The sequence below is a fragment of the Helicobacter salomonis genome, from assembly GCF_900197775.1.
Lineage (GTDB): Bacteria > Campylobacterota > Campylobacteria > Campylobacterales > Helicobacteraceae > Helicobacter > Helicobacter salomonis.
This window is the reverse complement of record NZ_FZMA01000031.1, coordinates 1-2,256: the sequence shown is the minus strand read 5'-3', so window position 1 is coordinate 2,256 and position 2,256 is coordinate 1. Positions and strand designations below refer to the sequence as shown.

At 49.1% G+C, this 2,256-nt stretch carries 1 pseudogene; it reads right to left on the bottom strand.

The features are described from left to right. A pseudogene (locus C6H04_RS05530) lies at positions 1–2,256 on the bottom strand (hypothetical protein); the annotation flags it as partial.

Genomic DNA, 2,256 nt, shown 5'->3' with positions numbered 1-2,256 from the left:
GCTTTGGCAAAGGGAATATAGGGGATCATGGTGCGCACTACAAAGTCAAAGAGGGCCTTGGTGATTTGAAATTGAGCGGCTCCTTGTACAGAGGTGGCAATAGAGCTACCCATCTTCCCTCCTGTAGTGGGCTTGAGACTTCTAGCAATCTGGGCATCTTGGTTGAAGAGTTTGTGAAAACCTTGAGCAATTTCTATGAAGTCCTTAGCTCCTTGAGATTGAAAAGTCCCCTCCTTGAGTTTGGCTAAATTCTGCAAGAAGTGGTGGCTATCAAAGACGCTCAAGTCCTGTGCTTCCACTAAGGAGCGTTTAAACAAGCGCTCGAGCATGTGCAGCTCTAGCACCTCTCTATTGGAGGCATTCAAGCCCTTAGCCAATTGGCTGAAATTATCTACACCCTCTCCCTGCCCCTTAGCAAATTTGAGCAAAGAGTTTAAAGCCTCCTCCTCACTCTTATGGGCATCTCTTAGGCCCAATTTCTTGACATGCCTTAAGGTCTGCTTCATGGTGGCGTAATCTTGCAGGGCCACTTCAAAGAGTTGGCTAAATTTGCCCCTGAATGCTTCAGGAATGTTCTCAAAGAGAGTGTTGACCCCCTGCTTGATGTCGCGTCTTAAAAAGCCCTCTAAGGCCTTTTGAATGTGATCCTTTAGATTGGGGTCTTGGGTGTATTTGTAATAACTATTGAGTAATTTGCGCGCCCCCTCTAATTGGGAAAAACTCACCCCTTGGGGATTATACACCGAGTGTTCTATAGCGTTTAAGAAATTCTTAGCTTCATCCAAAAGCCCTTGTTGTTTTAAACTCTGTTTGAATTGCGCATAACTCATTTGCCCTTCTGGGGCACTCTGCGGGCTGAGTTTGACCTTGTGATCTCCTAGGGCTTGCACGAGCACACGCTCCATCGCATCCGCATAGCCCTCTTTAGTGCCTTTGTCTAAATCCTCAAAGATGCCCTTGATGTCTGCTCTATTTAAGTTGAGCTTGCTTAACTCTTGCTCTAAATTGGCGGTGGTCTTATTCAGAATGCTTTTAAGAGTGTGCTGGGCCTGCACGCTGGAATTAGCCGCCTCGCTCAGAAAGGCGAGCAGATTGCCACTCTCATCCGCGCGGATGGCTTGGATGAAGGCCTCTTGGCGCTGCGTGTGCTTGGGCAAGCTCAAGATGTTGCTAGCCGTGTCATAGGCTTTAAACATCGTGCTATCTTCTCCAAAGACACTCTTCATTCTTTGGGTGAGAGGACTGGTGTGCACACTCAATTGTGCCCCCCCTCCAAAGCTTTGGGCAAACTCCTTTAAGGCCTGTTCTTGCTCAGGGGTGTAAACTTGGTTAATCAAGCGTTGAGCAGCCTGCACATTCCCATCCAAAGCGCGCTTCATGCTCCCTAGCACAGGAATGTACTCGCTAAACTTGCCCAGAGCTTCTAGGGATTTAGCAGAGCCAAGGGCTTTGAGCGCATGTGTGCCCCCCACTAGGGCAGCGTCTGCCACTAAGCTCAAAGCCCCCTCTTGGAGCATGTGGGCTAGATTCTCTTGGAAATTATTCTCTCGATTGAGAATGAAATTGCTCAAACCTGCATCCATGCCAGCCCCTGCAAAGCCTCCTAGAGCTCCTCCTACAATGCCCCCTACCAGCCCTCTCTTGCTAGCCCCCTGCAAAGCTCCCCCCATAGAGCCCACAATGGAGAAGGCATTGCCCGCAATCAGAGTTTTAAAATTATCAAAGAAATTGTCATTGACCTGGTAGAGCTGCGCATCCTTAGCCACAAACATCTTGCCCTTCTCATCAAAGTGCACCCCCTCAAAGCCCGCTGCTTTGGCGATGGCCTGTGCGCCTGCGCGGTATTGTTCTTTGAGCTTGGGGTCATCGCTAAAGAGCATGCTGAAAATGTTCTTCTCCTGGGCGATGTTGTCATACAAGGCCATGGCCTTAGAGACATCTGCTACCAAATGTCTAGCCTTGATACTCTCTTGGTACTCTTGCAAATCCTGCTTAGCGTCCATGGTGAGGCTGTTGAACAGCGAAGTGCCAAAATTGCGATCTCTATAGATTTGTCTTCTCTGCTCAGCACTGAGCTGGGCAACATCTTTGAGTTTGAGAATGCTAGCGCGCATACGCTCTTGTTGGTATTCCCCCTTGCCCCTATCCCCCCCAAAAACCTCAAGGGGGTTAAAAAATTCCGCTGTTATTCCGGGCTTTCCAAACGCGGCCCTTAAAGAGGAGTGGGGGGCAGTTTTTGGGGGGTTTTCAAAAGGG